We start from the raw sequence: 25,008 nt of genomic DNA, 5'->3' as shown, positions 1-25,008 counted from the left end.
TTTCCTTCACGCAACCTCCCCTTGCAGATGGGAAAGTTTAGCGGCTCCCGCACTTGCGGGAGGGCATGTTGATCAGGTTGTGGCTGCTGTGGCGGCACTCGCAACGGCTGTCGTTGTGAGCCTCTTGCGCAGATTGCCGTGTTTGGGACGCAATAGTCGACTTGTTCGTCGCAGTGGGCTGTGTCAGATGATCCATGGGATCGCTCAGAGCCGCAATTGCTGATGGAGCGGGAAGCCTCCACGTGCCGCCATGGTCCAGGTCGGTGGAGCGGCTTTGGGGTGGCGCTGCTTTGGCGCGAGTGATCATGGCCCCGTAAGCTTCCGGCGCGTCGGGCAGTCTGTGGACCTGCCCGGTAAAGCACGACGTTGGGGCCATGATCTTCGAGGCTCGCGCCAAAGTGGCTCCGTAAAGCCGTGGAGCCGACCGCCCCAGCCACGACGTACCCCTTCTCTGGCATCAGGCGGTTACATGCTTTGAGCGCGGCACGGGCGCTGGCCGGGCTGGAGCGGGGCGGAGACAGGAGTGCAGGCCCGGCCGGGGGCCGGGCCGCGCGCGGGGAGCGGAGCGAGCCGCCTTGAACCCGTGAAGAAGGTTGTTACTCAGTCGCGGCTGGGACGCTCCAAAGCGGCGCACAGTATCGCTCCGGTCGGCTGCTGATGAGTAGCTGGCGTAGATCGTCCCGCTGGGTGCCGCTGAGGTTCAGGACCTCTGTCAGATGGCGGAAGGTCGTGTGGGTGACTCCGCGGCTTCGGGCCTCGTCCTCGAACGCATCGAGCTCCGAGAGCACGGTGTCCGGATCGAGCTTCACCGCTGGCTGCTCCTTGAGCCAGGCCGCCTTGTTGCGTTCGTAGTCGATCTCCGAGTACCCGCAGATCTCTCGGCTGCGGGACTCGGCCTCGACCAAGCTGGTGGTCGACAGGACGGCGCGGGCCAGCTCGTTGCGGTGCAGAGCGTCGTCCATGTCGACTTCGTGCACTGTCGGGCTGTCATCTGTGAGTGGGATGAGGAGTCCTGCGTCGCGTACCTCGCACACGCCCCTCGCCCCTCTCGCTGCCGCAGCTAGCATTCCCGTGGCCTCGGACGGATGCCACTCGAGAACGTCGCTCACCGGCTCCGTGTCCTTCGGAGCGAACGTGTGCACCAGAGTTCCGAGCATGCTGCGTACGTCGTCGGCCGGGAGTTCGCCGTCCAGGCCGGGGCCGGCCACCAGGAGCCGCACGGGAGCGTTCACCTGACAGCAGGCGGCCAGGGTCAGAGCGTCCCCAAGAGGGCTTTTGAGGGTCGGTTCGTCGCCTCGCGCGAGGATGTCTCCCCCCACGTCCAGGAGATCGACTGAGGTCGGCGCCAAGAGGGCTATTAGCTCTTCGAGTTGGCGCGCTACGCCTTCGGCGCCATGGTGCGGGTCGATCATGGCGAAGGTGTGGGGGAGCTCCGCGGCGAGCCGGGGCAGGGTGGATCCTGCCGGGGCGATCGGGTGGGCCGCGGCTGGCACTGACCACACGGTCTTGGTGAGCTGCCGTAGGCCGGTGAAGTCGGAGGGGGCGCGGGGGCCCGGCACCGGGTCGACCAACAGGCGGTCCCACGCATACGTGAGGATCACCGCTTGGCCGTCGTCGCCGTACAAGACGGCGTCAAGCACTGCGGCGGCGACTGCGTCGCCCCCTCCTCCTGCTGCGACGATCAACCGCGTCATGTGCTCAACATTACGGGTTCGGGGTCTGGCCACCGACCCTATAGTGGCTAGAGGTCATAGCCACTTGGACGAGGAGGGGACATGCCTCAGATCGAAGAGGCGCAGCCGAAGTATCTCCAGATCGCTCACTACATCCGCGATCAGATCCTTCGGGGCGACCTGAGGCCAGGGGACGAGGTCCCCTCGGAACGGCAGCTTGCGGCCAACTGGAAGGTGTCCAGGCCGACGGCGGCGCGGTCCCTGGAAGCACTGAGCCACCAGGGGCTCGTCGAGAAGCGGCAGGGGTCGGGCACGTATGTGCGCAGTCTTGAAGTGAACCGACGTGCACGGGAGTTGTACGGGCGGGCACGGCAGACCGGGAAGATCTACACGCCTGGTGAGTACGCGGTCATCACGTCGGCCGGGTGGCTGGATGCTCCTGACTACGTCGCTGAGGCGCTGGGGCTGGGGAAGGATCGTCGGGCAGTACACCGCCGGCGCGTGACCAACAACCAGGACGGCCCCATCACGCTCTCCACATCGTGGTTCGCGCCTGACGTCGGGCAGCGAGCGCCCAAGCTGCTGGACCCGGAACGGATCCAAGAGGGCACGCTGATGTACGTCGAGAACGCGACCGGACGGCAGGGGAGTTACGCCGAGGACCGCATGTGTGCCCGGCAGGCGACCGAAGAGGAGTCGGCGGACCTGCGACTCGAGTCCGGATCACCGGTCTTGGTCGTGCACCACGTCGTCCTCGACCTGCAGGACCGGCCGTTGGAGTTCGCCGAGGCCACCTACCCACCGCAGCGCTGGGCGTTCGAGCAGGGCTACCCCCTCACCTGATGAATCGCGCCATTTCAGCGAACGGCTTGCATCCTCCAAGTGGCTAATGCCACTATCCATTCAGTGGCTAAGGCCACTTGGAGAAGGGGGTGCGGTAGTGACGAGTCAGGAGTCGGTGCAGGGCGGGCACTTAGTTTGCCGGGCATGCCGTGGTCGGGGTCGGAAGCGGGTCAGCTCGCGCTCCGCCCTGGCGCTCTCCGCCGTCAACGACCGTGCCCGTGCCGCATCGAAACGGCGCTGCCTCGACTGCGACGGTAGCGGCAAGGAGTGAGCACGGATGGCCTACATGATCGACCGCTATCCCTCTGAGGACTCACCGCGACTCGGGGCGATGACCTTGTACCCCGTAGCGGAGTCCGCGGCTCTGTCCCGGCGCTGGTTCCGCAAGTTCATCGCACCGTACAACCCGGCCTGCTCGGTCGACGACTGCGTGCTGATGATCTCGGAACTGGTCACCAACGCCATCCGTTACGGCCAGTCGGACGAGGTCTGGCGAGTGCGAGTGGAGTGGTTCCGGGAAGGCACCTCGCTCAAGGTTGAGGTACACAACGCCGGCTTCCCGGCGAGGGTTCGGCTACGGCGACCGGACGCCGCCGACGCGCACGGACGCGGATTGCTCCTCGTCGATTCGATTGCCGACTCCTGGCGCTGTGGGCCCAGTCGTTTCGGCGGAACGGTCGTCTCCTTCGTGATGGCCGATGCCTGGCCTTCCTGAGGCGGGAGCGGGCACCCGGTACTGCGCCATCGGATTTATCGCTAGTCTGGTTGACCAGTTGACTTGGCCAATCCCGACGGGCGGCGTTCATGGCGTATGAAGTGGAGGCACCCAAGTACGTACGCCTCGCCCAGACGATCCAGGGTCGCATCGAGGATGGGACGTACCCTCCGGGCTCGAAGGTGCCCAGCGAAAATCAGCTGGTGCAGGCCTTCGGTATGTCCCGGCCGACGGTCGTGCGCGCCCTTGAGCTGCTGAAGCGAGATGGCTGGCTGGAGTCCAGGCAGGGATACGGAACGATCGTGCGCGGTCGGCCGGCCGGTGTCGAACAGGGGGACCGCCGCGGGCGGGAAGTGCTGGAGCGCGATGAATCGCAGAGTTCAGGACGCCTGATTGCTGTCGATCAGGTACCGGTTCCCGCGCGCGTTGCTTCAGCGCTCGGCCTGCCTAAGCGAGCCAAGGTCCTCATGCGCCGCTTCCTGGTTGTGCAGGAAGGTGAGCCCGTCGAACTCGTCTCGTCCTACTTCCCCGCCAGCCTGGTTCACGGCACCGAGTTGCAGAGTGCTGAACTCCTGATCGGCGGTACCCGTGAGCACCTTGAGACGCGAAAAAAGGTTCGCTTCGATCACGTGACGGAACGGGTGTCGGCCAGACTGCCCGAGCGTGCTGAGGCCGATCTCCTGGAGCTGCCGGACGGTGTGCCCGTCCTCAGCGTCCTAGTCGTCGCGTGCGACGCCTCAGGTCAGGCGCTGCAAGTCTCTGACGTGCTCCTCCCGGCTGACCGGCAGGAACTCGAAGACACGTACCGACTCGGCTGAACCTGGGGGCGCCCACTGCGGCTTGGCTGGGACGGCTGAAGCTCACGCACGTCGTGTGGCGAGTCGGTACACGACATAGGTAAAGCCGAGGATGACGTCGACTGCCGCCCACAGTCCGATGATGAGTCCCACGCCGATTGTGGTTCCGACGTCGTCGGCGTCCTCGCATAGCTTCAGGTTGTCGCCGGTTAGCCCTCGGCAGTCTTCGGGAGTGCCGCTGCCGCTCGCGGCGCCTGTGATCACCCAGATCAAAAACAGAACCTGGATGGCGAGAAAGATCCAGAGGAAGAAGCGGCGCCGCTTCTTAGGCTGCGGTGGTGTTCCGCCATCGTGCGGACTGCCCGCCGGGGGACCTTGTGGCGGTGCTGCCCAGCCATCCGGTGGCCGTGCGGGTGTCTGCGGCTCGCGTGGATCCCACGATTGCGGCTCCTGAGCACGGTGTTCTCTGCCCATGTCCGCCCTCCTCCGTGTGGCTGATTTCATGGTGCGCTTGCGTTACCGCGTCCGCTCGTTGACGAACGGTAAGCCACTTGACAAGTCAACTTGGCATCCCTAACTTCGAACTTGCTAAGTCAACCTGTCAGGTGGCGGGTTGATCCATCTCAGAAGGAGAACTCTCTGTGCGTGTGATCCGCGTTGACGCCTCGACCGCGACGATCCTGCTCACCGAAGCGCCGGCGCCGAAGGTGCGTGATCGGCAGACCGGTGAGATCGCCAAGGACGCCGTGAGCGGTGAGGCGCTGATGGCCGTCGGCGTCGTCTTCATCGACGAGGGGGACTCGTCGCTCATCCAGGTCACCGTTCCCGAAAGCGGTGTGACGGAGGGTCTGACCGTCGGCGCTCCCGTCTCCCTGCCGGGGCTCATCGCCCGGCCGTGGGAGAGCGTGTTCAACGGCCAGCAGCGGCATGGCATCGCCTACCGCGCTACCGCGATCACGCCGGGTGCCTTCCCGGTCCCGGTCGCTCAGGCGGGCTGATCGTCGTGGCGGACCTGATCTCGTTGGCCGAGCTGGGCGTACCTCTCGCTGCGATGGGCGGCGCGATATACGTCCGGCACGCCAACCCGGCGGCGTACTGGTCCACGGTCGGGCTGCCGGTCTCGGTGGCTCGGCTGCTGGCCTCGTACTCCTCGACCATGGACGCCTGCGGTCTGACCGTCGAGCCATCCCGGTTGCGGGTGCTGGCCATCAGGGCGACCAGCCGTCGGGAGATCCGGCCGGTCCCGCCTCGGCGGGGCATCATCCGGCCCACTACGACTGGCCTGCGCGTCCGGCTTCGCCTCGCTCCCGGCCAGGAACCGGCCGACGTCGCCGCCTCGGCGGAACGGCTGCGCCACGCCTGGGGCGTGCACGGCGTGTATGTGAAGGACGTCAAGCCCGGTGTCGTCGAACTGTGCCTCATCGGCTTCGACGTCCTGCGCAAGGTGCGCATGCCGCGGCGGACTGAGGGCGGATTCCTCAGAGTGCCGGTGGCCTTGAGGGAGGACGCGACCGCGTTCTTACGGGACTACCGCGCTGTGCCGCATGGACTCGTCCTCGGCGCGACGCTGTCGGGCAAGTCCATGTACCTGCGGAACCTCATTGCCGGGCTCGCGCGGCAACCCGTCGCCCTGGTCGGCGTCGACTGCAAGCGGGGCGTCGAACTGGCTCCGTTCGCCTCCCGGTTCACCGCGCTGGCCACCGACCCGGACGAGGCGGCCGAGCTGCTGCCCGTCCTGGTCAAGGAAATGGAGGACCGATACGACCTCATCAAGGCCCGGCAGGGCATCGCTCCCGGCACCCGCGACGAGGAGATCACCTCGGACATCTGGGGCCTGCCCGACAGCGAACGGCCCACCCCCATCGTGCTGTTCATCGACGAGGTGGCCGAACTCTTCCTCGTCGCGACCCGCAAGGACGAGGAACGCCGGGACGAGATGGTCACCCACCTCATCCGCCTCGCTCAGTTGGGCCGGGCGGCCGGCATCTACCTGGAGGTGTGCGGGCAGCGCTTCGGTGCCGAGCTGGGCAAGGGCGCGACCATGCTCCGGGCCCAGCTCACCGGCCGCGTCTGCCACCGCGTCAACGACGAAGCGTCGGCCAAGATGGCTTTGGGGGACATCGCTCCGGAAGCTGTCGATGCCTCCTGCGCCATCGCCGCCGAGCTGCCGGGCCTGGCTGTGGCCGGTGACACCTCCGGCGGCTGGTCCCGCATCCGCACTCCGTACCTGTCCCTCGCCGCTGCTGCGGCCACCTGCCGCGAGACGGCCCACCTCGCCCCGGACGTTCCGGCGCTCACGCCGTTCCGGCCGTACGTCCCGCCTGTCGCCCTCGACCGCCCGGAACCGGTACCTACCGCGCGCCTCGCCTCCGACGCACAGGGGGACTGATCAATGCGCACCTCCGGCATCCGCCTGGACCCCATCCTGATCCAGGCGGCCATCGCCGCGGCGCTCTCCTTCGCCCACCTGCACGACCTCGCCGCGGCTGCCGGGCAGGACGGTTGGAAGGCGTGGGCCTATCCGATCAGCGTTGACCTGCTCCTCGTCGCGGCATGGCGGCGGCTGCGCTCCGGTATAGCGAAGGCCGCTGGCTGGTGCTGGTTCATCGTCGCTCTGGCCGCGTCACTCGGTGCGAACGTCGCCACCGCCGGCCTGCTCGACCTCGGACACGTCCCGGCCTGGCTGCGCATCCTCGTCGCCGGATGGCCCGCGGTCGCCTTCCTCGGCGGAACACTCCTCGCGCACGGCACCCCGGACCGCGACCAGGCACCGGTACCGGAGCAGGACGAGACACCCGCGCCCCGCCTCACGCCAACTGCCCCCGAACTGCCCGTCGCCGACCCACAACCGGCCACACCACTCGCCGCTGCTCCCCTCCCACCTGCCCTCGTCGCCCTCGCCCGCAAGGTCGCCGACGACCACCGCACCCGGACCGGATCGGACATCGACACCCCAACCCTGCGCACCCGCCTCGGCGTCCCGCTCCCGCTCGCCGAAGCCATCGCAGCCCAACTCGCCTGACCTCGGAGGACCTTCCACCTTGCGCCCGTCCACGCTCCGCACGCTCAACCGTGCCGCTGAGCTGACCCGTCAGAACCGCCTCACCGAAGCAATGCTCATCGCCGAACCCGTGATCCTCACCGCCGACGAGTACGAGGGCGCGGAGATCCGGCGCTGGCTGCTTGACCACGTCGCCGACTTCGCCGGCGAGAACCAGAACCACGACGAACCGAAGGAGCTGCCCTGATGCCCGCCAACCGCCGCTTCCGCCGAACCGTCCGCATCGGACCCGTCCAGGTTGGCACCGCCTATGACGGCCGCGGTCACGAGAAGCACACAGCCGTCTGCACCGCACCGCGCTGCGGCTTCTCCAACGACTTCGACACCCGCGCCGCCGTCGAACTCGCCGCCCGCACCCATCGCTGCCGCGTCCGCTGAGGAGACCTCTGTGACCGTCTCGCTCCCGCTCGTCTTCGTCCTGGGCGTCATCGCCTGGGCTGCGATCAAGTTCCTCGGCGTGCGCATGTGGGTCGCCGTCGTGATCGCCCTCTTCGGCTTCTGGCTCTCCCACACCTTCCTCGCCCTCGCCATCGAGTCCGGCACCCGCTCCGGGGTCGGCGTCGTCAACGGCGACAACCGCTGAAAGGAGCTCCGCCATGTTCCGTCCCAAGCTGCCCGACGTCCCCACTCCGCCGCCAACCCTCATCCCGCAGCGTCGCCAGCACAACCCGGCTCCCACCACCGCCGGCCGCTCGCTCAGCCCCTACGCGGGCCCGGTCACCGCCCTCCTCGTCGGCGGAGTCGTCCTCACCGCGCTCCTGGCCGCTGTCGCCGTCACGGCCATCTCCGTGGCCATCGCCGCCGTGGTCCTGCGCTCGCTCCTCAACAACGCCAACAGGCGCTGACCGGCCGCCGGGGCGGCAAACGCCGCCAAGCATCCCGCCGCCCCGGGGCCGTCCCTCCCAACCGCAGAAACAGCCGAAAGGATCCACCATCAGCACCCGGCAGACTCCGCCTCCGCTGGCGGAACTCTCCATGCTGGCGTGCCTCGGCACAATGCCCGAGCTTGCTCGCCAGCTCTCCGGCCTGGGCGGCTGCACCCACCCCGTCCGCCTGGACGGCCACCGCACCGAATACGCCGTCGACACATCAACCGGTGAGATCGGCCGCACCCTGCACCACCTCGACTCGACCGCCCTCCCGGCCGGCCAACTCCTCGTCCGCTGCAACAACCGTCGCGCGACTCGCTGCCCGGCCTGCGCCGAGACCTACCGCCGCGACACGTACCACCTGATCACCGCCGGACTGCGCGGCGGCAAAGGCACCTCGGACCAGGTCGCCACTCACCCGCGCGTCTTCGCCACCTTCACCGCCCCCGGCTTCGGCCCGGTCCACAACCGCCGCACCGATGGACGTCCCTGCCGCTGCGGCGCCAGCCACGACGACAACGACAGCACGGTAGGCACGCCCCTCGATCCGGACCGGTACGACTACGAAGCGGCCGTCCTCTGGAACGCCCACGCCGGGCACCTCTGGCGGCGCTTCTCCATCTACCTCCGCCGGGAGATCGCCAAGCGCGCTGGCCTCACCCAACGCACCTTCCGCCACCATGCCCGCGTCTCGTTCGCCAAGGTCGCTGAGTATCAGAAGCGCGGTGCCGTGCACTTCCACGCGGTCATCCGCATCGACGGCCCGGAAGGCGGCGACACCCCACCGCCTGCCTGGGCGACGGCAGAGCTCCTGACGGACGCCATCCGAGCCGTGACCACCGCCGCCCGCGTCGACGGCCCGACTGTCGATGGACGCCCACACACCTTCGCCTTCGGTCGCCAACTCGACGTCCGCACGATCCGATCCGCCGACTTCGACGACGGCCAAGAGTTGACTGAACGAGCCGTCGCCTCGTACATCGCGAAGTACGCAACCAAAGGTGCCGAGACGGCGACCGGCACCCTCGACCGCCCCCTCAAGTTCCTCGCCGAACTCGCCCAAGCACGCATCTCCGACCATGCCCGACGCATGATCCGCGTCGCCTGGACCCTCGGCGCCCGCCCCGAGCTCGCCGAGCTCCGCCTACGCGCCTGGGCACACATGCTCGGCTTCCGCGGCCATTTCTCCACCAAGTCCCGCCGCTACTCCACCACTCTCGGCGCGCTCCGCACTGCCCGCGCCGACTGGCGACGCGCACAGGTCGCCGCGGTGGTCGAGACAGAGCCGACGGAAACGACCCTCGTTCTCTCGCACTGGATCTTCGCCGGAACCGGCCTCTCCCGCGCCGAAGCCTGGCTGTCCGCATCCCTCGAACCGGCCGCCGGAACGGAAGGAGAACCAACATGGACGCCCGTCGGGACGAGCTGATGACCGTTCGCCAGGTTTTGGACGAGCTGGGCGGCGTCTCTCGCCGCACCTTCTACCGCTGGCGGGAGCTGGGGTGCGGGCCTGCCGCGTTCAAGCTGCCCAACGGAGAGCTCCGTGTGTGGCGAAGCGACTTCACCACATGGCTTCGACAGTTGGAGGCAGCGGCGTGAAGTCCCTTGACGTGAAGGTCTGGGCGGTTCGCAAGCGGGACACAAAAACGCCCTCGTACGGTGTCCGCTGGTCCGTTGCCGGCAACGTGCTCTCGGAGTCATTTCGCACAAAGGCGCTCGCCGACCACTACCGCACGAAGCTCATGCGAGCGATGCGTGACGGTGAAGAGTTCGACACCGAGTCGGGCCTTCCGGCCTCGATGGAAGAGAAGAAGTCGGCCGTGTCCTGGTACGCCTTCGCCCTCAGATACCTCGCCATGAAATGGCCCCATGCCGCCCCCAATACGAGGGACGGCATCAATGAGTCCCTCACCAGCGTGACACTGGAGCTCCTCGACGACCGTGCCGGACGGCCATCCGATGAGATCATCCGCAAAGCTCTACGCAACTGGGCCTTCGTCTTGCCGGGGCCCGACGATCGGGAAATCCCGGACGACGTACGGAACATCCTCCACTGGGTGTCCAAGGCTTCCCGACCGCTCGCCGACCTTGCTGATCCAGCCACGGCCCGCGCGGTCCTCGACTCGCTGAAGCTCAAGCTCGACGGCACGGCGGCAGCAGCAGAGACCGTGCGGCGCAAGCGTCGGACCCTCGTCAACGCCGCGAACTATGCCGTCGACCTGGGGGAGCTGCGCGAGAACCCCATTACGGCTGTCCGCTGGCAGAAACCGAAGGTATCCAACCAGGTTGACCCGCGCGTGGTCGCCAACCCGGAGCAGGCTCGCAATCTCCTGGCGGCCGTCTCCTATGTGGGCGGATACCGGCGTGCCCGCGGCCGTCGTCTCGTGGGTCTGTTCGCCGCGATGTATTTCGGTGGTCTCCGTCCGGCTGAAGCGGTCGGCCTCGCCGAGACGGACCTGATCCTCCCGGAACAGGGCTGGGGCTCGGCGCTGCTCCACCGGACCCGCCCTTCGGTCGGCAAGCAGTGGACCGACTCGGGGGAGACCCACGACGACCGCGGGCTGAAGAACCGGCCGACCGAGGACGTCCGGCGGGTCCCCATTCCGCCTCACCTCGTCGCCGTGTTCCGTGAGCACCTGGCCACCTTTGGCACGGCGGACGACGGGCGCCTGTTCTTCAGCGAGAAAGGTTCGGTCGTCCCGTCCTCGACCTACTACCGCGTGTGGCAGGAGGCCCGGCTCCTAGCGCTTCCGCCGGCCGTCGCGGCCTCGCCGCTCGCGAGTAGGCCGTATGACCTGCGGCACTCGGCGCTGTCGACGTGGCTCAATGCCGGGGTCGACCCGACCGAGGTCGCCGAACGTGCTGGTAATAGCGTTGAGGTCCTGCTGACCCGCTACGCGAAGTGCCTCGACGGACGGCAGGACGTTGCGAACCGGCGTATCGAGGACCTGCTCCGCGAATACGAGTGAGACAACCTGCACGGACACCGAGGCCCCAGGCATGCCGCCTGGGGCCTCCCTCGTTCCGGCCCTACCCGCGCCAATGCTCGTTTCGTAACGGGCCGGTAGCAGCCCTACTGGGATTCCTCGGAACCGTCCTCGGTCACTCCAGCGGCTCTGCCGCCGACGAACGCCACGCTCAGCGCGAGGGCGGCTACACCGGTGGCTGCTACCAGCTTCATCCCCGCCCCCTGGAACTGCTTGCTCTCGCTGTCCTTCTCGAATACCCGCCCCACGTTTCGTTCGAGGCGGTCGTGGAGGGACTCCCGCTGTGCCTCGCTTAGGTCGTCCCGAGCGAGGTCGGCCTGCAGAGCGTCCCGCTGGTCCTGTGCAGCCTTATAGAAGTGGTTCTGACTGTTCTCGTTGGCTGCGAGAGTGGACCTGTGGGCCTCTGCGACTGCATCGATGTTGGCCTTGCCCAGGTCCTTGAATGCAGGGAACTGCTCGATGAGCTTGAGCCGCGCCTCGGTGGCCATCTCGGGCATCGCTGCCGCGAACTTGAGCACCTTGTCCTTGGACAGGTTCCGCCAGTCCGGGATACCCAACTTCCGCTTGACCGCTGATTCGTTCACGTCGCCCATCCCCTGACTCCACTCGTCGTCCCGTGAGGCATCCCGGATAGTAGCGGTGCCCATCGACAAGCCCCTCTTCCTCGGCCTGCTCGCCATGACTCTGTGAACCGTATTCGCTGCTCAGGTACACCCAATACGCGTCAGTCGACGGGACGACCGGACCAACGATTGGATGGGACGGTACGACGCAGGTCAGCTCGTCTCTGACTCCGGCCTCGTCGTTCGTCTGGATCCATAAGAGAACCCCTGGGTGCTGGCAGCACTCACGGGCGCCGTTAGTAGGCCCGGTGGCGCGACGACATGTACCTGGGTCTGGCGTTAGCGCGAGCGGCGCCTTCTTTTAGACCTCACCTGCGGAGATGTCCCAAGATCCCGTCCACGCCTCGTCCACAGACCCCGGCATACGCCCGCTCCGCGCCGCATACGGCTGCACATACGCGAAGACCCCGGCCTCAGCGTTTCCGCTGGTGACGGGGTCTTTGGGCACCGTATGAAGGGTGCCCCCGGCAGGATTCGAACCTGCGCACACGGCTCCGGAGGCCGTTGCTCTATCCCCTGAGCTACGGGGGCGTGTCGGTGTCGAGCTGGTGGCTCGCGGCGACGGGTGAAACACTACCAGCTCCCTCGGGGTGATCAGGAACGGGTTTCGCGGGCCCGGTCCCCCGCACGGGGTGGAAGTGGGGAAAACCCGGACGCGGTGGCCGGTCCGCACCTACTCTCGAGTTGTGCCAGGCGCGTCGGGTCGGGTGCTTGTTGTGGACGACAACAAGGTCATCCGGCAGTTGATCAGGGTCAATCTCGAGCTGGAGGGTCTCGAGGTCGTGACCGCGGCCGATGGTGTCGAGTGTCTGGATGTCGTTCATCAGGTGCGTCCCGATGTCGTGACCCTCGACGTGGTCATGCCCCGGCTGGACGGACTGCGCACCGCCGAGCGGCTGCGTTCCGACCCCCGTACCGCTCACCTTCCCCTCGCCATCGTCAGCGCCTGTACCCAGCACGAGGTCGAGAGCGGTCTCGACGCCGGCGTCGACGCCTTCCTCGCCAAGCCCTTCGAACCCGCCGAACTCGTGCGTCTCGTACGGCACTTGATCGAGACGAGCCGGGAAGGGCGGGACCCGGGGGAGGACGGCAGTTCACTCGTCGGAGGCGCCCTCGGCAGCGTCGGCGCCGGCGGAAGCGGCAGCGGCAGCGGGAGCGCAGAAAGCGGGCGGGCCGGTCGCGCCTGAGCGTCGGCCAATCTCCCAACCCGCTCGACCGTCGAACCAATGGCAGCGCGGCACCACGCGTCCGGACGGCGGGGCAGCCCTCGCTCACACCTCACATCGCACACCCCACGCCCCACCACGCCCCACCCCTCGGCCCCCCGTCCCACATCCCGGACCCCCGCCCAAACCCGCTCGCCCTCCCACCCCCCTCCTCCCATACGCTTGTCCCGTGACCCCCGTCGAGCTCTCCCGTACCGTGCTGTGCGCGGTGCGTCGTGCTGTCGATGACGGGGAGCTGGACGTGGTCGTGCCGGGGCGGACCGACGTCACGCCTCCGGGGCCCGGTGGCTGTGGGGACTACGCCACCAACGTCGCCCTCAAGCTCGCCCGGCCGGCCGGGCAGCCGCCGCTTCGGGTCGCCGAGATCCTCCGCCGGCGCCTCGCGCAGAGCGACGGCATCAGCGACGTCGTCATCACCGGACCGGGGTTTCTCAACATCAGCCTGCGGGGGAGCGGAGACGCCCTCGTGCGGGAGATCCTGCGGCTCGGACAGCGGTACGGCCATGTCGAGCGGCCCACCGGGCAGCTCGTGCAGCTCCACGCCGCCCACGAGGTCCGCGCCGTCGTCGTGATGGACGCCGTCGCCCGCATTCTGCGCTCCCAGGGCGCCCTCGTCCGCACCAGTTGCGTCGCCCGCCCGGAGCCGGCCTGGAGCGGTGTCCTCGACGCCCAGGTCGACGCGTACGGCACCCCCGAGGCCCCCGCTCCTCTCGACGTCAACATCCGTCCCGTCCCGGCCCCCGCCGACCCCACCCCCCTCGGCCGTGACGCCGGACGCTGGGCGCTGCTCCATCCCGCCCCCCACGACCGGCCCCGCAGCACCGCCGACCATCTGGTCCAGGGGGAGAGCAACCCTCTCTTCCGGGTCCGTTACGCCCACGCCCGCACCCGGGCCCTCAGCCGCAACGCTGCCGACCTTGGCTTCCACGCCGAACCCGGGGACATCCACCCCCAGGGCACCGACAAGGCAGCCGCACCGGAGACCCCCGTACCCGGAGCCGTCGTACAGGAGACCCCCGTACCGGAAACCGCCGTACGGAAGGCCCCCCGACCGCAGCCCGCCACCCCGCAGCCCCCCGTCCCGGACCCCACCCCGCAGCTCCCCGTCCTCCGGCACGCCCTCGCCGATCACCCCCGTGTCCTCCAGGCCGCCGCCGCGCAGCACGCTCCCGACCGGCTGGCCCGGCATCTCGTCACCGTTGCCGATGCCGTGCTTCCGCTGCTCGCCGCCGTGCTGCCGCGGGGTGCGGAGAAACCCTCGGCCGCCCACCGTGCCCGGCTCGCGCTCGCCGAAGCCGCCGGGGCGGTGCTGGCCGGTGGCCTGTCCCTGCTCGGCATCGACGCACCCGAACACCTCTAGAGAGCCAGTCACCAAGATGAGCCGTTCCGCACACCCCGCCGGGCCCCGTCACGCCGACGTCCTTCCCGAGGGCCACTACTCCGCCCCGCCGGCCGACCTCAACACCCTCGACCCCAAGGTGTGGGCGCAGACGGTCGGCCGCGGTGAGGACGGTGTCGTCACCGTCGGCGGCATCGACGTCAAGACCCTCGCCGAGGAGCACGGCACGCCCGCCTACGTCATCGACGAGGCCGACTTCCGGGCCCGGGCGCGGGCGTGGCGCACCGCCTTCGGTCATGACGCCGACGTCTTCTACGCCGGCAAGGCGTTCCTGTCCCGGGCCGTCGTGCGCTGGCTGCACGAGGAGGGGCTCAACCTCGACGTGTGCTCCGGTGGCGAGCTCGCCACCGCGCTCTCGGCCGGTATGCCCGCCGACCGCATCGCCTTCCACGGCAACAACAAGTCGACGGAGGAGATCCACCGCGCGATCAGCGAGGGCGTCGGCCGGATCGTGCTCGACTCGTTCCAGGAGATCGTCCGTGTCGCGCACATCGCCCGGAGCCTGGGGAAGCGGCAGCGGGTCCAGATCCGGATCACCGTCGGCGTCGAGGCGCACACCCACGAGTTCATCGCCACCGCGCACGAGGACCAGAAGTTCGGAATCCCGCTGGCCGGGGGCCAGGCCGCCGAGGCCGTGCGGCGGGCCCTTCAGCTCGACTCGCTGGAGCTCATCGGCATCCACTCCCACATCGGGTCGCAGATCTTCGACATGTCCGGCTTCGAGGTCGCCGCGCACCGCGTGGTCGGGCTCCTCAAGGACATCCGTGACGAGCACGGCGTCGAGCTTCCCGAGATCGACCTCGGCGGCGGTCTGGGGATCGCGTACACCAGCGACGACGACCCACGCGAGCCGCACGAGATCGCCAAGGCGCTCACCGAGATCGTCACCCGTGAGTGCGAGTCCGCCAGGCTGCGGACGCCCCGGATCTCCGTCGAGCCCGGGCGGGCCATCGTCGGTCCCACCGCTTTCACGCTCTACGAGGTGGGCACCATCAAGCCCCTCGACGGACTGCGCACCTACGTCTCCGTCGACGGCGGGATGTCCGACAACATCCGCACCGCGCTGTACGACGCCGAGTACACCGTCGCCCTCGTGTCCCGCACGAGTGACGCCGAGCCCATGCTCGCGCGGGTCGTCGGCAAGCACTGCGAGAGCGGGGACATCGTGGTCAAGGACGCGTTCCTGCCGGCCGACCTGGCACCGGGTGACCTGATCGCCGTACCGGCGACGGGTGCCTACTGCCGGTCCATGGCGAGCAACTACAACCACGTGCTGCGTCCGCCGGTCGTCGCCGTCGGCGACGGTGCGGCCCGCGTCATCGTCCGCCGCGAGACCGAGGAGGACCTGCTGCGGCTCGACGTGGGCTGAGAGACGCCGGGACGGAACGTCCACGGTCTTCCGGCCGGAAGATCCACGGTCTTCCGGCCCCGTGGAAATGAAATAGATGTCTCATCATCCGGACGAGGGGCAGAAACTCCCGTCCGGTGAGTGAGACTGGATCCACCGTAGACGGTATGAGGAAACGAGGTCGGATGATGCGTACGCGTCCGCTGAAGGTGGCGCTGCTGGGCTGTGGAGTGGTCGGCTCAGAGGTGGCGCGCATCATGACGACGCACGCCGACGACCTCGCCGCCCGGATCGGGGCCCCCGTGGAGCTCGCGGGGGTCGCGGTACGGCGTCCCTCCAAGGTCCGTGAGGGCATCCCGCAGGAGCTCGTCACCACCGACGCCACCGCCCTCGTCAAACGCGGCGACATCGACGTGGTCGTGGAGGTCATCGGCGGCATCGAGCCCGCGCGCTCCCTCATCACCACCGCCTTCGAGCACGGCGCCTCCGTCGTCTCCGCCAACAAGGCGCTCCTCGCCCAGGACGGCGCCGCCCTGCACGCGGCGGCCCAGAAGGCCGACAAGGACCTCTACTACGAGGCCGCCGTCGCCGGTGCCATCCCGCTGATCCGCCCGCTGCGCGAGTCCCTCGCCGGCGACAAGGTCAACCGGGTGCTCGGGATCGTCAACGGCACCACCAACTTCATCCTCGACAAGATGGACAGCACGGGCGCCGGATACCAGGAGGCCCTCGACGAGGCCACCGCCCTGGGGTACGCCGAGGCCGACCCGACCGCCGACGTCGAGGGGTTCGACGCCGCCGCCAAGGCCGCCATCCTCGCCGGGATCGCCTTCCACACGCGCGTGCGCCTCGACGACGTCTACCGCGAGGGCATGACCGAGGTCACCGCCGCCGACTTCGCCTCCGCGAAGGAGATGGGCTGCACCATCAAGCTGCTCGCCATCTGCGAGCGCGCCGAGGACGGCCGGTCCGTCACCGCGCGCGTGCACCCGGCGATGATCCCCCTCACGCACCCGCTCGCCTCCGTCCGCGGCGCGTACAACGCCGTGTTCGTCGAGTCCGACGCCTCCGGCCAGCTCATGTTCTACGGCCCGGGCGCGGGCGGCGCCCCCACCGCATCCGCCGTCCTCGGCGACCTCGTCGCCGTCTGCCGCAACCGGCTCAGCGGCACGACCGGACCCGGTGAGTCCGCGTACGCCGCCCTCCCCGTCTCGGGCATGGGCGAGGTCGTCACGCGCTACCACATCAGCCTGGACGTGGCGGACAAACCGGGTGTTCTCGCCCAGGTCGCCACCGTGTTCGCCGAGCACGGGGTGTCCATCGATACCGTTCGGCAGCAGGGGAAGGACGGCGAGGCCTCCCTCGTCGTCGTCACGCACCGCGCGTCGGACGCCGCCCTGGGCGGGACCGTCGAGGCGTTGCGCAAGCTCGACACCGTGCGGGGTGTCGCCAGCATCATGCGGGTTGAAGGAGAGTAACCAGCAATGACCCACCAGTGGCGCGGAATCATCGAGGAGTACCGGGACCGGCTGCCCGTCTCCGACACCACGCCGGTCGTGTCGCTCCGCGAGGGCGGCACGCCCCTCGTGCCCGCGCAGGTGCTCTCCGAGCGCACCGGGTGCGAGGTCCACCTCAAGGTGGAGGGCGCCAACCCCACCGGTTCCTTCAAGGACCGCGGTATGACCATGGCCATCACGCGGGCCAAGGAGGAGGGCGCCAAGGCGGTCATCTGCGCCTCCACCGGCAACACCTCGGCCAGCGCCGCCGCCTACGCCGTCCGCGCGGGCATGGTCTGCGCCGTGCTCGTCCCGCAGGGCAAGATCGCGCTCGGCAAGATGGGCCAGGCCCTCGTGCACGGCGCGAAGATCCTCCAGGTCGACGGCAACTTCGACGACTGCCTCACCCTGGCCCGCTCGCTGAGCGACAACTACCCGGTGGCGCTGGTCAATTCGGTCAACCCGGTGCGCATCGAGGGCCAGAAGACCGCCGCCTTCGAGATCGTCGACATGCTCGGCGACGCGCCCGACATCCACGTGCTGCCGGTCGGCAACGCCGGCAACATCACGGCGTACTGGAAGGGCTACAAGGAGTACGCCGCCGACGGCGTGGCCGCGCGGACGCCCCGGATGTGGGGCTTCCAGGCCTCCGGCAGCGCCCCGATCGTGCGCGGCGAGGTCGTCAAGGACCCGTCGACCATCGCCACCGCCATCCGCATCGGCAACCCCGCCTCCTGGCAGTACGCGATCGCGGCGAAGGAGGAGTCCGGCGGGTTCATCGACGAGGTGACGGACCGTGAGATCCTGCGCGCCTACCGGCTGTTGGCCGCTCAGGAGGGCGTCTTCGTGGAGCCCGCCTCCGCCGCCTCGGTGGCCGGTCTGCTGAAGGCGGCCGAGCAGGGCAAGGTCGACCCGGGCCAGAAGATCGTGTGCACGGTCACCGGCAACGGCCTCAAGGACCCCGACTGGGCCGTCGCGGGCGCCCCGCAGCCGGTCACCGTCCCGGTCGACGCGGCGACGGCGGCCGAGCGCCTCGGCCTCGCCTGAGACCCGATCCGCGGCACCTGAGCAGGGAATCCCCACGAGGGGTGCACAGGGGGCTTACGACACGCATCGTGCGCCTCCTGTGCGCCCTATGTCGCCACAGAACCTTCCTTCGATAGGCTGTACCGAACCCGCCCGCTGCATATGCCCTCGCGTACAGCGGGGTGCCGTGTCGTCTCAGCGGCCCGCAGGGTCTTCGTACGTCATCGAATGTCATTCGACAGTCACGCAGCTCAAGGAGAGTCATCGAGAGATGGCCGGTCCCGCCTTCCGCGCCGCCGCCGTCCGGGTGCGCGTTCCCGCCACCAGCGCCAACCTCGGCCCGGGCTTCGACGCCCTGGGCCTCTCGCTGGGGCTCTACGACGACGTCGTCGTCCGGGTGGCCGACTCCGGGCTGCACATCGACATCGCGGGGGAGGGGAGCGAGACCCTCCCGCGCGACGAGAAGCACCTGCTCGTACGCTCCCTGCGCACCGCCTTCGACCTGCTGGGCGGCCAGCCGCGCGGTCTGGAGATCGTCTGCGCCAACCGCATCCCGCACGGCCGCGGTCTCGGCTCCTCCTCGGCCGCCATCTGCGCCGGGATCGTCGCCGCCCGCGCCGTGACCATAGGCGGCGAGGCCCGGCTCGACGACACCGCGCTCCTGGAGCTCGCGACCGAGATCGAGGGCCACCCCGACAACGTGGCGGCCTGTCTGCTCGGCGGTTTCACGCTCTCCTGGATGGAGGCCGGTGCCGCCCGGGCGATCAGGATGGAGCCCGCCGGTTCCATCGTTCCGGTGGTTTTCGTGCCCGGGAAGCCCGTCCTGACCGAGACCGCGCGCGGACTGCTCCCGCGCTCCGTGCCGCACGTCGACGCCGCCGCCAACGCCGGCCGTGCCGCGCTGCTCGTCGAGGCCCTCACCCGGCGCCCCGAGCTGCTGCTGCCGGCCACCGAGGACCGTCTGCACCAGGAGTACCGCGCTCCCGCCATGCCGGAGAGCGCCGCACTGGTGGAGCGGCTGCGGGCCGACGGAGTCCCGGCAGTCATCTCGGGGGCGGGACCGACCGTGCTCGCGCTCGCCGACGCGGACAGCGCCGACAAGGTGGCCCACCTGGCGGGCGAGGGCTGGGCCGCCAACCGGCTGGAACTCGACGCCCAGGGGGCCTGTGTGCTCCCGCTCGCGGCCGCCAGTGACATCTGAGATCCGGCGTGTGCCGGATTTCGAGAGGGGGAATGTTTGTTGGATCCGGTAGTGTTAATCTCAAGTCTGCACCCGACCCCACCATGGCGAGGTGCTTCACGTCCCCGTCCGGGACAGACATTCTTCCGGGAGCCTCCCAAGCCGCACTGCGTTCCGTACGACGTACATGGGCAGTACCTCGTACGCGAGCACTGAGCGACTTGCCGGGCACGCTCCGGAACCGGTGCGACCAAGCCAGCGTGACACGGACACTCAGTGCCACGGCTCTCGGAAGCGCCGTCACCACATTCCTCCGCCGCTTAGGCGGACCACCGCCCCGGCACGGTCCACAAGGATGGGACCGCCGTCGGACAGCACAACCGGTCGCCGAGCCAGACAGGCCGACGTCCGCTCCAGGGAAGGACCCTTCGTGAGCGACACCACCGATCTGATGGGCGCACGTGTCGAGGAGACCGCTGCCGCGCCCGCCACGGACGCCTCCGCGCCTGCCAGCGGTGCCGGCTCCCGGCGGCGCCGCGGTACCGGCCTCGACGGCATGGTGCTGGCCGAGCTGCAGCAGGTCGCATCCGGCCTCGGTATCAAGGGCACCGCGCGTATGCGCAAGAGCCAGTTGATCGAGGTCATCAAGGAGGCGCAGGCCGGGGGAGGTGCCGCGGCTCCCAAGGCTGCATCCTCGCCCGCCGGCGACGCCGCCGAGACCAAGCCGAAGCGCCGCGCCACCTCCAAGGCTCGTACGGGCGACGCCGCCGAGAAGAAGGCGGAGGCCGCCACCGAGGCCCCCGGCGAGAAGGCCGTGGCCCAGCAGCAGATCGAGATCCCCGGCCAGCCGGCCGCCGAGCGCGGGGGCGACGACGCTCCCGCCGAGCGCCGTCGCCGCCGTGCCACCGCCGAGGCGGGCGCCCCCGCGGGCAGCCCCGAGACCGTCGTGGCCGAGGCGAAGAGCGAGCCCAAGGCCGAGACGTCCGCGCAGCAGCAGCCGCAGGGCGACGCCGGTGACGGCGAGGGCCGTGGCCGCCGGGACCGCCGTGACCGCGGCCGTGACCGCGGGGAGCGGGGCGAGCGTGGAGACCGCGGTGACCGCGGTGACCGTCGCAAGAGCGACGACCAGCAGGGCCAGGGCGGGCAGCGCCAGCAGAACCAGCAGCAGAGCGGCGGTCGTCAGGACCGTCAGCAGCGCGACAACGGCCCGCAGGACGACGACGACTTCGAGGGTGGCCGCCGTGGCCGCCGGGGTCGTTACCGCGACCGCCGCGGCCGTCGTGGGCGTGACGAGATGGGCGCCCCCGAGCCGCAGATCAACGACGACGACGTCCTGATCCCGGTCGCGGGCATCCTGGACATCCTCGACAACTACGCCTTCATCCGTACCTCGGGCTACCTGCCGGGCCCCAACGACGTGTACGTCTCCCTCGCCCAGGTCCGCAAGAACGGCCTGCGCAAGGGTGACCACATCACCGGTGCGGTCCGTCAGCCCAAGGAAGGCGAGCGGCGCGAGAAGTTCAACGCGCTGGTCCGCCTGGACTCCGTCAACGGCATGGCGCCCGAACACGGCCGCGGCCGCCCGGAGTTCAACAAGCTCACCCCGCTGTACCCGCAGGACCGCCTCCGCCTGGAGACGGACCCGGGTGTGCTCACCACCCGCATCATCGACCTCGTGTCGCCGATCGGTAAGGGCCAGCGCGGTCTGATCGTGGCCCCGCCGAAGACCGGCAAGACCATGATCATGCAGGCGATCGCCAACGCGATCACGCACAACAACCCCGAGTGCCACCTGATGGTCGTCCTGGTCGACGAGCGTCCGGAAGAGGTCACCGACATGCAGCGGTCGGTGAAGGGCGAGGTCATCTCCTCGACCTTCGACCGCCCCGCCGAGGACCACACCACCGTCGCCGAGCTCGCCATCGAGCGCGCCAAGCGTCTGGTGGAGCTGGGCCACGACGTGGTCGTGCTGCTCGACTCGATCACGCGTCTGGGCCGTGCGTACAACCTCGCCGCGCCCGCCTCCGGCCGCATCCTGTCCGGTGGTGTCGACTCGACCGCCCTGTACCCGCCGAAGCGCTTCTTCGGTGCGGCCCGCAACATCGAGGACGGCGGCTCGCTGACCATCCTCGCCACCGCCCTGGTGGACACCGGGTCCCGCATGGACGAGGTCATCTTCGAGGAGTTCAAGGGCACCGGCAACGCCGAGCTCAAGCTCGACCGCAAGCTCGCCGACAAGCGGATCTTCCCCGCGGTGGACGTCGACGCGTCCGGCACCCGTAAGGAAGAGATCCTGCTCGCCCCCGACGAGCTGGCCATCGTCTGGAAGCTGCGCCGGGTGCTGCACGCCCTCGACCAGCAGCAGGCGGTGGAGCTGCTTCTCGACAAGATGAAGCAGACGAAGTCGAACGCCGAGTTCCTGATGCAGATCCAGAAGACGACCCCGGCGCCGGGCAACGGCGACTGACGTCAAGCGTTCGGAAAGAGGGCCGCCCCTGTTGCCAGGGGGCGGCCCTCTTTGGTTTACGATCACGCTCTTCGGTCGAATTTTCGATCTCTGAGCTTCTGATCCCTGGGGGGACTTGCATGGGCATACCCATGTCCGGAGGCGCCGGCCGGTACAGACGGCGTGCGTGGATCGCTCTGCCCGTCGCCGCGGCCGCCGCGCTGCTGGCCACGTCGGCGAGCGCGGCCACCGTCGGGCCCGGTCCGCAGGCACCGGCTCCGGCCGCCGCCACCGCGTCCACGCCGTCGCAGGCCGAGCTGGAGCGGCGGATCACCGGTGCGATCGCGGCGGAGGACACCTCCGGCACGACGACCCGGTCGCCGATGAGCGGCGGCACGGTCGACTCCACCGTCTCGCCGATGGTCATCGGCGGCACGACGACCACCATCAGCTCCGCCCCGTGGATGGCCCAGCTCTGGTACACCGACGACAAGGGCACCACGGACACCAGCGACGACACCGGCTTCTTCTGCGGCGGCACGGTCGTCGCGCCGACGAAGATCCTCACCGCCGCGCACTGCGTCAAGGGCGCGAACTGGGCCAAGGGCGGCGCCGTGGTGACCGGGGCCACCCAGTTGCCCTCGGAGGACGGCGACCTGCACGGCGGTACCGCCACGGCCGTCCTGCGGCAGTGGTACCACCCGTCGTACAACGCGGACACCATCGACAACGACATCGCGGTCCTGACCCTGGCGGCGCCCGTCAAGGCCACCCCGATCCGCATGACGACGTCCACGGACACCACGTCCTACGACCCCGCCACCACCGGCGCCAAGACCGCCAAGGTGTACGGCTGGGGCCGTACCAGCTCCACCAGCGACGACATCTCCGAGACGCTGAAGACGGCCACGCTGCCGATCAAGTCGGACACGACCTGCGCCGCGGCCTACGGCTCCTGGTTCATCAAGGGGCACATGACCTGCGCCGGCCCGCCCGCCAGCGGCAGCAACTCCGGTACGACCGCCATCTGCAGCGGTGACTCCGGCGGCCCCCTCGTCGTCAACGGCCGGATCGTCGGCGTCGTCTCCTGGAACGTGACGGACTGCGTCGCCAAGGGTGCCTACAGCGTCTTCACCAAGGTCAGCAAGTACGTCGGCGCCGCCTACCCGCGCGTCGACGACACCAACCTCAGCTTCGACCACAAGGCCGACCTGTGGGTGCGCGGCTCCTCCAGCAAGGTCGGCTACGAGCTGGACTCCAAGGGCACGACCCTGGCGGCCCGGCAGTCCTGGGGCGACTGGAACGGCGTGAACCTCGTCCGGCAGACCGACCTCAACCGGGACGGCTTCCAGGACCTCGTGTACCGCGTCTCCGCCACCGGTGACGTGTACTGGCTGCGGTACCTGCCCGCCACCGGCGCCTGGGCCGCCCCCAAGAAGGTCTTCACCGACTGGCGGACCCGCACCCGGATCGTCACCCCCGGCGACGTGACCGGCGACTACAAGCCCGACCTGCTCTCGGTCGACTCGGCGGGCGTCCTGTGGATCTACCCGGGCAACGGCGACGGCAGCTTCGCGGCCCGCGTCCGGGTCGGCGGCGGCTGGAGCCAGTACAACTTCCTGCTGGGCCACGGCGACTTCACCGGCGACGGCAAGGCGGACGTGCTCGCCCGCAACAAGAGCACGGGCGACATCTACCTGTACAAGGGCACCGGCAAGTCCGGCACGGGCGTCTTCGCGGCCCGCGTCAAGGTGCGCAACTGGAGCAGCACGACGTACAACGCCTTCGACGCCGTCGGTGACATCACCGGCGACGGCAGGGCCGACCTCGTGGCCCGCACGCCCGGCGGCACGCTCTACCTGTACAAGGGCACCGGCAAGGCGACCAGCGAGATCTTTGCCACAAGGACCAGCATGGGCACCGGTTTCCAGCAGTACGACATCTTCGGCTGAAACCGCTGGTGGACAGGGCCCGCCCTGTCGCTCTCGTGACGTGCTGTGACCACCGCTTCACGTGGGGGTCACAGCACGTTGTGCAACCCTTTCTCGAGTTTCGCCGTCTGACCAGGCAGAGCGAACATGGTGCGGTACGGGTCTTTTGTGACCACGTCTGACCCTGAAAGCAGGGGGTAACCGACCGGACGAGATTCGAGGAGCACATGTCAGCCGAGAGCACGCCGATACCCGGTCAACCGGGTGGCAAGGGACGCCGCCGCAAACCCCGCAGCAAGGGGCGCAGGGGCCTGCTGATCACCGCGTGGGTCGCGGCGGGGATCGTCGTGCTGGGCGGCACCGGGGCCGGCTACGTGTACTTCAAACTCAACGGCAACATCAAGAGCGTCGACATCGACCAGGTCCTCGGCAGCGCCCGGCCCACCAAGGTCGACAACGGCTCCGAGAACATCCTCGTCCTGGGCTCCGACACCCGCTCCGGCTCCAACCGGAAGCTCGGCGGCGGCACCGACGACGGCAGCGCCCGCTCCGACACCGCGATGATCATCCACGTGTACGAGGGCCACAAGAAGGCCACCGTGGTCTCCGTCCCGCGCGACACCCTGATCGACCGCCCGGAGTGCACCGACACCGACGGCGAGGAGCACGACGCCGCGACGGACGTCATGTTCAACTCGGCGTACACCACCGGCGGGGCGGCCTGTGCCGTCAAGACCGTCGAGACCATGACCGACATCCGCATGGACCACTACCTGGAGGTCGACTTCAGCGGCTTCGAGAAGCTGGTCGACGAACTCGGCGGGGTCACGGTCACCACGACCAGGAACATCAAGGACACCGACAGCCACCTCGACCTCAAGGCCGGCACCCACGAGCTCACCGGCGCCCAGGCCCTCGGTCTCGTCCGCACCCGGCACGGCGTCGGCGACGGCTCCGACCTCGGCCGCATCCAGCTCCAGCAGGCCTTCATCAAGGCACTGGTCAAGCAGGTCAAGAGCGTCGGCGTGCTGACCAACCCGAAGAAGCTGTACGACCTCGCCGACACCGCCACCAAGGCCGTCACCACCGACTCCGACCTCGGCTCGGTCAACTCCCTGGTCTCCTTCGCGAGCGGCCTCAAGGGCATCAGCCCATCCGACATGACCATGGTCACCCTGCCGGTCCGCTACGACCCGGCGAACCCGAACCGGGTCCTCGTGCAGCAGGCCAAGTCCCAGCAGATCTGGACGGCCCTGAAGAACGACCGGCCGATCCCGAAGGCGGCCACCGAAGGCACGGCCACGGGCCAGGCCAAGGGCGTCGTGACCTCCTGAGGGAGCCGTCCGGAACGCGCGGGAATAGACCGGGGCACCCCCTCGTTTTGGGGG

General features: G+C 69.1%; 25 protein-coding genes and 1 tRNA gene. 22 read left to right on the top strand and 4 right to left on the bottom strand.

What is annotated here, in order from left to right; all coding sequences use genetic code 11:
- Nucleotides 1-596 precede the first annotated feature (596 nt).
- Nucleotides 597-1,694, bottom strand: a complete 1,098-nt coding sequence (locus tag ACZ66S_RS05355) for a DUF1152 domain-containing protein (protein ID WP_469899823.1) — start codon at nucleotides 1,692-1,694, stop codon at nucleotides 597-599.
- An 81-nt stretch (nucleotides 1,695-1,775) separates the two neighbouring features.
- On the opposite strand from ACZ66S_RS05355, the gene ACZ66S_RS05350 reads away from it, so the two are divergent.
- From ACZ66S_RS05350 to ACZ66S_RS05340, 3 genes are all read left to right on the top strand, one after another.
- Nucleotides 1,776-2,516: a GntR family transcriptional regulator gene (locus tag ACZ66S_RS05350; protein ID WP_469899822.1), complete on the top strand. Its 741-nt coding sequence runs from the start codon at nucleotides 1,776-1,778 to the stop codon at nucleotides 2,514-2,516.
- Nucleotides 2,517-2,793: 277 nt separating this feature from the next.
- Nucleotides 2,794-3,231: an ATP-binding protein gene (locus ACZ66S_RS05345; protein ID WP_125192321.1), complete on the top strand. Its 438-nt coding sequence runs from the start codon at nucleotides 2,794-2,796 to the stop codon at nucleotides 3,229-3,231.
- A gap of 89 nt (nucleotides 3,232-3,320) precedes the next feature.
- Complete coding sequence (locus ACZ66S_RS05340) at nucleotides 3,321-4,049, top strand: GntR family transcriptional regulator (RefSeq protein ID WP_469899821.1); 729 nt, start codon at nucleotides 3,321-3,323, stop codon at nucleotides 4,047-4,049.
- A 42-nt stretch (nucleotides 4,050-4,091) separates the two neighbouring features.
- On the opposite strand, the gene ACZ66S_RS05335 is transcribed toward ACZ66S_RS05340, so the two are convergent.
- A complete protein-coding gene (locus tag ACZ66S_RS05335) occupies nucleotides 4,092-4,502 on the bottom strand; it encodes a hypothetical protein (protein ID WP_469899820.1) in 411 nt (136 codons plus the stop codon).
- Nucleotides 4,503-4,669: 167 nt separating this feature from the next.
- Between ACZ66S_RS05335 and ACZ66S_RS05330 the strand changes: the two genes are divergently transcribed.
- The 10 genes from ACZ66S_RS05330 (at nucleotide 4,670) to ACZ66S_RS05285 (ending at nucleotide 10,927) form a co-directional block, all read left to right on the top strand.
- Nucleotides 4,670-5,026, top strand: a complete 357-nt coding sequence (locus ACZ66S_RS05330; protein WP_469899819.1) for an SCO3933 family regulatory protein — start codon at nucleotides 4,670-4,672, stop codon at nucleotides 5,024-5,026.
- A 5-nt stretch (nucleotides 5,027-5,031) separates the two neighbouring features.
- The gene (locus ACZ66S_RS05325; RefSeq protein WP_469899817.1) at nucleotides 5,032-6,417 is read left to right on the top strand and encodes an FtsK/SpoIIIE domain-containing protein; all 1,386 of its coding nucleotides are present in this window, start codon (nucleotides 5,032-5,034) and stop codon (nucleotides 6,415-6,417) included.
- Nucleotides 6,418-6,420: 3 nt separating this feature from the next.
- Complete coding sequence (locus ACZ66S_RS05320; RefSeq protein ID WP_469899815.1) at nucleotides 6,421-7,050, top strand: DUF2637 domain-containing protein; 630 nt, start codon at nucleotides 6,421-6,423, stop codon at nucleotides 7,048-7,050.
- A 19-nt stretch (nucleotides 7,051-7,069) separates the two neighbouring features.
- Nucleotides 7,070-7,276, top strand: a complete 207-nt coding sequence (locus ACZ66S_RS05315) for a hypothetical protein (protein ID WP_469899814.1) — start codon at nucleotides 7,070-7,072, stop codon at nucleotides 7,274-7,276.
- Nucleotides 7,276-7,467, top strand: coding sequence for a mobile element transfer protein (locus ACZ66S_RS05310; RefSeq protein WP_469899812.1), 192 nt, complete (start codon nucleotides 7,276-7,278; stop codon nucleotides 7,465-7,467). The genes ACZ66S_RS05315 and ACZ66S_RS05310 overlap by 1 nt, the downstream gene beginning before the upstream one ends.
- A gap of 10 nt (nucleotides 7,468-7,477) precedes the next feature.
- Entirely contained in the window at nucleotides 7,478-7,672 is a 195-nt protein-coding gene (locus ACZ66S_RS05305; RefSeq protein WP_469899810.1) for a hypothetical protein, read from the top strand.
- 13 nt (nucleotides 7,673-7,685) lie between these two features.
- On the top strand, nucleotides 7,686-7,934 hold the full coding sequence (locus ACZ66S_RS05300; RefSeq protein ID WP_469899809.1) for a SpdD protein: 249 nt from the start codon (nucleotides 7,686-7,688) through the stop codon (nucleotides 7,932-7,934).
- A gap of 130 nt (nucleotides 7,935-8,064) precedes the next feature.
- The gene (locus ACZ66S_RS05295) at nucleotides 8,065-9,387 is read left to right on the top strand and encodes a replication initiator (protein WP_469899807.1); all 1,323 of its coding nucleotides are present in this window, start codon (nucleotides 8,065-8,067) and stop codon (nucleotides 9,385-9,387) included.
- Complete coding sequence (locus tag ACZ66S_RS05290) at nucleotides 9,363-9,557, top strand: helix-turn-helix transcriptional regulator (protein WP_469899806.1); 195 nt, start codon at nucleotides 9,363-9,365, stop codon at nucleotides 9,555-9,557. Before ACZ66S_RS05295 ends, ACZ66S_RS05290 begins: the two co-directional genes overlap by 25 nt.
- Nucleotides 9,554-10,927 (top strand): tyrosine-type recombinase/integrase, encoded by a 1,374-nt coding sequence (locus ACZ66S_RS05285; protein WP_469899805.1) that lies wholly within the window; start codon nucleotides 9,554-9,556, stop codon nucleotides 10,925-10,927. Before ACZ66S_RS05290 ends, ACZ66S_RS05285 begins: the two co-directional genes overlap by 4 nt.
- Before the next feature lie 104 nt (nucleotides 10,928-11,031).
- Here the strand turns inward: ACZ66S_RS05285 and ACZ66S_RS05280 are convergent, their stop codons facing one another.
- Nucleotides 11,032-11,625 (bottom strand): hypothetical protein, encoded by a 594-nt coding sequence (locus ACZ66S_RS05280; RefSeq protein ID WP_469899803.1) that lies wholly within the window; start codon nucleotides 11,623-11,625, stop codon nucleotides 11,032-11,034.
- A gap of 402 nt (nucleotides 11,626-12,027) precedes the next feature.
- Nucleotides 12,028-12,099 (bottom strand) — tRNA-Arg (locus ACZ66S_RS05275).
- 101 nt (nucleotides 12,100-12,200) lie between these two features.
- Between ACZ66S_RS05275 and ACZ66S_RS05270 the strand changes: the two genes are divergently transcribed.
- From ACZ66S_RS05270 to ACZ66S_RS05230, 9 genes are all read left to right on the top strand, one after another.
- Complete coding sequence (locus ACZ66S_RS05270; RefSeq protein ID WP_469899802.1) at nucleotides 12,201-12,755, top strand: response regulator; 555 nt, start codon at nucleotides 12,201-12,203, stop codon at nucleotides 12,753-12,755.
- A 208-nt stretch (nucleotides 12,756-12,963) separates the two neighbouring features.
- A complete protein-coding gene (gene nrtL, locus ACZ66S_RS05265; RefSeq protein WP_469899801.1) occupies nucleotides 12,964-14,154 on the top strand; it encodes an ArgS-related anticodon-binding protein NrtL in 1,191 nt (396 codons plus the stop codon).
- Nucleotides 14,155-14,170: 16 nt separating this feature from the next.
- Nucleotides 14,171-15,562 (top strand): diaminopimelate decarboxylase, encoded by a 1,392-nt coding sequence (lysA, locus tag ACZ66S_RS05260; protein WP_469899799.1) that lies wholly within the window; start codon nucleotides 14,171-14,173, stop codon nucleotides 15,560-15,562.
- Between the two features lie 164 nt (nucleotides 15,563-15,726).
- The gene (locus tag ACZ66S_RS05255; RefSeq protein ID WP_469899798.1) at nucleotides 15,727-17,019 is read left to right on the top strand and encodes a homoserine dehydrogenase; all 1,293 of its coding nucleotides are present in this window, start codon (nucleotides 15,727-15,729) and stop codon (nucleotides 17,017-17,019) included.
- 6 nt (nucleotides 17,020-17,025) lie between these two features.
- Nucleotides 17,026-18,084 (top strand): threonine synthase, encoded by a 1,059-nt coding sequence (gene thrC, locus ACZ66S_RS05250; RefSeq protein ID WP_469899796.1) that lies wholly within the window; start codon nucleotides 17,026-17,028, stop codon nucleotides 18,082-18,084.
- A gap of 250 nt (nucleotides 18,085-18,334) precedes the next feature.
- Entirely contained in the window at nucleotides 18,335-19,264 is a 930-nt protein-coding gene (gene thrB / locus ACZ66S_RS05245) for a homoserine kinase (RefSeq protein WP_469899795.1), read from the top strand.
- A 409-nt stretch (nucleotides 19,265-19,673) separates the two neighbouring features.
- The gene (gene rho / locus ACZ66S_RS05240) at nucleotides 19,674-21,710 is read left to right on the top strand and encodes a transcription termination factor Rho (protein ID WP_469899793.1); all 2,037 of its coding nucleotides are present in this window, start codon (nucleotides 19,674-19,676) and stop codon (nucleotides 21,708-21,710) included.
- Between the two features lie 131 nt (nucleotides 21,711-21,841).
- Nucleotides 21,842-23,641 carry a trypsin-like serine protease gene (locus ACZ66S_RS05235; RefSeq protein WP_469900849.1) on the top strand — a complete coding sequence of 600 codons (1,800 nt, stop codon included), beginning with the start codon at nucleotides 21,842-21,844 and terminating at the stop codon, nucleotides 23,639-23,641.
- 206 nt (nucleotides 23,642-23,847) lie between these two features.
- Entirely contained in the window at nucleotides 23,848-24,954 is a 1,107-nt protein-coding gene (locus ACZ66S_RS05230) for an LCP family protein (protein ID WP_469899791.1), read from the top strand.
- The last annotated feature ends 54 nt before the right edge of the window (nucleotides 24,955-25,008 follow it).

The sequence above is a fragment of the Streptomyces sp. NPDC107471 genome (assembly GCF_055582845.1).
This window is presented reverse-complemented; position numbering and strand designations above follow the sequence as displayed.

Excerpts from the sequence above, each read along its gene's own strand:
- ACZ66S_RS05290 (WP_469899806.1), top strand. The coding sequence starts at position 9,363 with ATGGACGCCCGTCGGGACGAGCTGATGACCGTTCGCCAGGTTTTGGAC.
- ACZ66S_RS05310 (WP_469899812.1), top strand. The coding sequence starts at position 7,276 with ATGCCCGCCAACCGCCGCTTCCGCCGAACCGTCCGCATCGGACCCGTC.
- ACZ66S_RS05255 (WP_469899798.1), top strand. The coding sequence starts at position 15,727 with ATGATGCGTACGCGTCCGCTGAAGGTGGCGCTGCTGGGCTGTGGAGTG.
- ACZ66S_RS05320 (WP_469899815.1), top strand. The coding sequence starts at position 6,421 with ATGCGCACCTCCGGCATCCGCCTGGACCCCATCCTGATCCAGGCGGCC.
- ACZ66S_RS05300 (WP_469899809.1), top strand. The coding sequence starts at position 7,686 with ATGTTCCGTCCCAAGCTGCCCGACGTCCCCACTCCGCCGCCAACCCTC.
- ACZ66S_RS05345 (WP_125192321.1), top strand. The coding sequence starts at position 2,794 with ATGGCCTACATGATCGACCGCTATCCCTCTGAGGACTCACCGCGACTC.
- thrC (WP_469899796.1), top strand. The coding sequence starts at position 17,026 with ATGACCCACCAGTGGCGCGGAATCATCGAGGAGTACCGGGACCGGCTG.
- ACZ66S_RS05280 (WP_469899803.1), bottom strand. The coding sequence starts at position 11,625 with ATGGCGAGCAGGCCGAGGAAGAGGGGCTTGTCGATGGGCACCGCTACT.
- ACZ66S_RS05295 (WP_469899807.1), top strand. The coding sequence starts at position 8,065 with ATGCTGGCGTGCCTCGGCACAATGCCCGAGCTTGCTCGCCAGCTCTCC.
- ACZ66S_RS05350 (WP_469899822.1), top strand. The coding sequence starts at position 1,776 with ATGCCTCAGATCGAAGAGGCGCAGCCGAAGTATCTCCAGATCGCTCAC.
- ACZ66S_RS05235 (WP_469900849.1), top strand. The coding sequence starts at position 21,842 with ATGTCCGGAGGCGCCGGCCGGTACAGACGGCGTGCGTGGATCGCTCTG.
- thrB (WP_469899795.1), top strand. The coding sequence starts at position 18,335 with ATGGCCGGTCCCGCCTTCCGCGCCGCCGCCGTCCGGGTGCGCGTTCCC.
- ACZ66S_RS05355 (WP_469899823.1), bottom strand. The coding sequence starts at position 1,694 with ATGACGCGGTTGATCGTCGCAGCAGGAGGAGGGGGCGACGCAGTCGCC.
- lysA (WP_469899799.1), top strand. The coding sequence starts at position 14,171 with ATGAGCCGTTCCGCACACCCCGCCGGGCCCCGTCACGCCGACGTCCTT.
- ACZ66S_RS05335 (WP_469899820.1), bottom strand. The coding sequence starts at position 4,502 with ATGGGCAGAGAACACCGTGCTCAGGAGCCGCAATCGTGGGATCCACGC.
- ACZ66S_RS05340 (WP_469899821.1), top strand. The coding sequence starts at position 3,321 with ATGGCGTATGAAGTGGAGGCACCCAAGTACGTACGCCTCGCCCAGACG.
- ACZ66S_RS05230 (WP_469899791.1), top strand. The coding sequence starts at position 23,848 with ATGTCAGCCGAGAGCACGCCGATACCCGGTCAACCGGGTGGCAAGGGA.